The sequence below is a fragment of the Cypionkella sp. genome (assembly GCF_034376685.1).
Lineage (GTDB): Bacteria > Pseudomonadota > Alphaproteobacteria > Rhodobacterales > Rhodobacteraceae > Cypionkella.
In genome coordinates this window covers 1-3,659 of record NZ_JAXMJJ010000007.1, presented here as the reverse complement: position 1 = coordinate 3,659, position 3,659 = coordinate 1, and the positions used below count along the sequence as shown (strand labels likewise).

Annotated in this window: 4 protein-coding genes, 1 tRNA gene and 1 pseudogene; 3 read left to right on the top strand and 3 right to left on the bottom strand. The window is 62.4% G+C overall.

The genetic code is table 11. From position 1 onward, the window contains the following. Positions 1-447, bottom strand: a pseudogene (locus tag U1A24_RS02380) (beta-ketoacyl-ACP synthase III); the annotation flags it as partial. Between the two features lie 166 nt (positions 448-613). After that, on the bottom strand, positions 614-1,021 hold the full coding sequence (locus tag U1A24_RS02375) for a helix-turn-helix domain-containing protein (protein WP_322320391.1): 408 nt from the start codon (positions 1,019-1,021) through the stop codon (positions 614-616). Positions 1,022-1,096: 75 nt separating this feature from the next. Between U1A24_RS02375 and U1A24_RS02370 the strand changes: the two genes are divergently transcribed. From U1A24_RS02370 to merA, 3 genes are read left to right on the top strand one after another with little or no spacing between them, the layout of a single operon-like run. Continuing rightward, a complete protein-coding gene (locus U1A24_RS02370) occupies positions 1,097-1,492 on the top strand; it encodes a mercuric transporter MerT family protein (protein ID WP_322320390.1) in 396 nt (131 codons plus the stop codon). 14 nt (positions 1,493-1,506) lie between these two features. After that, entirely contained in the window at positions 1,507-1,830 is a 324-nt protein-coding gene (locus U1A24_RS02365; RefSeq protein WP_322320389.1) for a heavy-metal-associated domain-containing protein, read from the top strand. Between the two features lie 20 nt (positions 1,831-1,850). Beyond that, positions 1,851-3,308 (top strand): mercury(II) reductase, encoded by a 1,458-nt coding sequence (merA, locus tag U1A24_RS02360; protein ID WP_322320388.1) that lies wholly within the window; start codon positions 1,851-1,853, stop codon positions 3,306-3,308. 87 nt (positions 3,309-3,395) lie between these two features. On the opposite strand, the gene U1A24_RS02355 is transcribed toward merA, so the two are convergent. Further along, positions 3,396-3,481 (bottom strand) — tRNA-Tyr (locus U1A24_RS02355). Positions 3,482-3,659 lie beyond the last annotated feature (178 nt).

The following is a 3,659-nucleotide window of genomic DNA, read 5'->3' as shown; positions in this document are numbered from 1 at the left end:
AATCTCGATCGCCATCGCGGGGTAGGCGCGCTGCATATTCGACGCGGCACACAGCACCGCGTCCACATCCTGCGGGTCGCGCCCGGCCCGTTCAAGCGCAGCCCGCGCCGCTGCGACACCGATTTCGGCCATGATCGAGATTTCGTCATTGCCACGTTCAGCCCAGCGCGGGGCCATCACGTCAGGATCGAGGATCGGTGCCTTGCTCATCACATGGCGCGCTTTGATCCCGCTCGCCTTCTCGATGAATTCGACCGAGGAATGCGGCAGAGGTTCCACCTCGCCAGCAGCAATCGCAGCCGCGTTGGCGGCATTATGGCGATCAGCAAAAGCGTTGAAGCTTGCCACCAGTTCTTCGTTGGTGATCGACTCTGTGGGCGTGAACAGGCCGGTGGCAGAAATGACCGGGCGGCCAGTGAGCGCGGGGGTTGATTGCGTTTCCTGCATGTAACTCTCTTGCATGGGGCGCATTGCCTTACTGCTCGCTCTGCCCGCCTGCAAGCCCGTCCAGCAACTGCGGGAACCGTGGAGGTTAGGCTGGCCTTGCCATGCCCTTGACCCGCCTTAGGCCGCGCTTGACCCAATGTTTCACGTGAAACAAAGTGGGTGCTCCTCAGGCGCAGTTGAGCGCGTCCAATATGGGGCAATCGGGTGCGGTATCGCCCGAACATTGGGCCAGTGAAGCCATCAACGTCGCCTCGATCCGCTGCAAATCGGCCATTTTGCGCCGCACATCGGCAAGGTGATCCTGCGTGCGCGCCATCACCTCGGCGCAGGTCTGCTGCCCGGCATCGGTGAGGGACAATAGCGAGCGGATTTCCTCCACCGCAAAGCCCAGATCGCGGGCGCGCATGATGAACTGCAACCGCTGCACCAGATCGGGCGGATAGACGCGGTAACCATTGGTGCTGCGCGGCGGATCGGGCAGCAGGCCCACTTTCTCATAATAGCGGATGGTTTCCAGATTGCAGCCGGTCAGCCGCGCCAGCTGCGCGCGCAAAATGCCGCTGTGATGGGTCATGAAAAACCTCTTGAGCCTGTGGTTGCTACAGACCTTATAACCCCATTCATAGCTTCGGAAGACAGGAATCACAGTATGGCATCAACGCCGGAAACCGGGCTGCCAAATCCGGTCAAAATACCCGATGCGAAGTCTGCGGGCTGGTTGGCTACGGGATCACTGATTGGCGCGGGGCTGGCTTCGGCCTGCTGCATCGTGCCGCTGTTGCTGGTGTCGGTGGGCATTTCGGGCGCGTGGATCAGCAATCTGACCGCGCTCGAACCGTATAAACCCTACGTCGGCGCGGTCACGCTGGCGCTGATCAGCTATGGCTTCTGGCACGTCTATTTCAAGCCGAAGCAGCCGTGTGAAGATGGCTCTTTCTGCGCGCGGCCAAAATCGGCGCGCACCACCAAAACGGTGCTGTGGCTGGGCCTTGCCATCGTGCTCCTCGCGCTCACCATCGACTGGTGGGCACCTTGGTTCTATTGAAAAGGAATAATCTGATGAACAAGACAATGATGATCGGCGTCGCAGTGGTGGCACTGGCTGGCGGCGGGGTAGCACTGGCGCTCAGCAATGGCGGCGCCGACCGCGCGGTGGTGGCCGATGCCGCGCAGGCGCATACCACTTTCGCCATCGAAAACATGACCTGTGCGATGTGCCCGATAACCGTCAAGACGGCGATGGAAGGCGTTGCTGGCGTTCGCACTGTCGAAGTTGACTTCGATACCAAGACCGCACGCGCCACCTTTGATCCAAAGCGCACCAGTGCCGCTGCAATTGCCGCAGCATCGACCAATGCGGGCTATCCGGCGCAGGCCATCTGAAGGCAGTTGAAAGTTAACACATGAACAATTGTTGCACTCTGCCCCGGCAGGACGGATTTAATCTGGCCGTTGTCGGCGCAGGCTCGGCGGGCTTTTCCGCCGCGATTACCGCCGCTGAACTGGGCGCGAGCGTGGCGCTGATCGGCCACGGCACGATCGGCGGCACCTGCGTCAATGTCGGCTGCGTGCCGTCAAAGGCGCTGATCCGCGCGGCTGAAGCGGTGCGTGGCGGACGCGCAGCCGCGCGCTTCCCCGGACTTGGCGGGAGCGTTCAGCTTGAAGACTGGAGCGCGCTGGCCGCATCGAAAGACGCGCTGGTGGGCGAATTGCGGCAAAAGAAATATGCCGATCTGCTGCCCGCCTATGAAGGCGTCAGCTATATCGAGGGCAAGGTGCACTTCGATGGCACCACGCTGATGGTCGATGATGCGCCGATGAAGGCGGGCAAGATCATCCTGGCAATGGGCGCTCGCGCTGCCGTTCCCCCCATTCCGGGGTTGGACACTGTGCCCTTTCTCACCAGCACCACCGCACTGGCGCTGGAACGCCTGCCCAAATCGTCGCTGGTGATCGGCGGCGGGGTGATCGGGGTCGAACTGGGCCAGATGTTTGCCCGGTTGGGGGTTGAGGTCACCATCTGCTGCCGCAGCCGCCTGCTGCCCGAACTCGACGAGGAACTGAGCGCCGCCCTGCAAACCTATCTGGAGGCCGAGGGCGTGCGGGTGTGCGCCGGTATCGGCTATCAGCGGATCGCGCAAACCGCTGGCGGTGTGGAACTCACCTGCGAAAGCCTGTCCTGCGACGGTAAAGGTCATTGCGACACGGCTGCTACGGTGCAAACGATCACGGCGGAGCAAGTCCTGGTCGCCACTGGTCGCAAGCCGAACAGCGATGGCCTTGGGCTGGAGGCGCGCGGCATCACGCTGGGCCGCAAGGGCGGGATCGTGGTGAACGATTACCTCGAAACCACTGTCCCCGGCATCTATGCCGCAGGCGATGTCACCGGGCGCGACCAGTTCGTTTACATGGCGGCCAACGGGGCGAAACTGGCCGCGCGCAATGCTGTCACCGGCAATCAGCACCGCTATGACAATGCCGCCATGCCCGCCGTGGTGTTCAGCGATCCGCAGGTCGCCAGCGTCGGCCTGACCGAAGCGGCGGCGCGGGCGCAGGGGCTGGAGGTGAAAACCTCGCTGCTCCCGCTTGATGCCGTGCCGCGCGCGCTGGCGGCGCGCGATACGCGCGGGATGATCAAGCTTGTGGCCGACAAGGGCACCGACCGCCTGCTCGGCGGGCAGATCATGGCCCCCGAAGGCGCGGATTCGATCCAGACGCTGGTTCTGGCGATCAAATACGGCATGACTACAGCAGAACTGGGCGCGACGACCTTCCCCTACCTGACGACGGTCGAAGGACTAAAGCTGGCCGCGCAGACGTTTGACAAGGACGTGGCGAAACTATCGTGCTGCGCGGGGTGACGATTGCAAGTGCGGAAGATAAGGGCAGAATAACCGAGGTTTTCTGCGATTTTCCAGGGTTGTCAGGGATGTGCTGAGAAAGGCCGGTGGTGGACAGGGCTGGATTCGAACCAGCGTACGCTTGCGCGGGCAGATTTACAGTCTGCTGCCTTTAACCACTCGGCCACCTGTCCACACAGTCCCCTGTTTCGGGGGGCGTTCCTGAGCGCGTTACGCTCTGAAAATGCACAAGCCCGAACCGAGCTCAATGCCGAGAGGCGCCCCTTTGGCGAAGCGGTGCTTGCCTGTCAATGGCCCTGCTGGCAGGGGAGCGCACGCAACATCGCGAGCAAGGAACAAAGATGCCCAAGG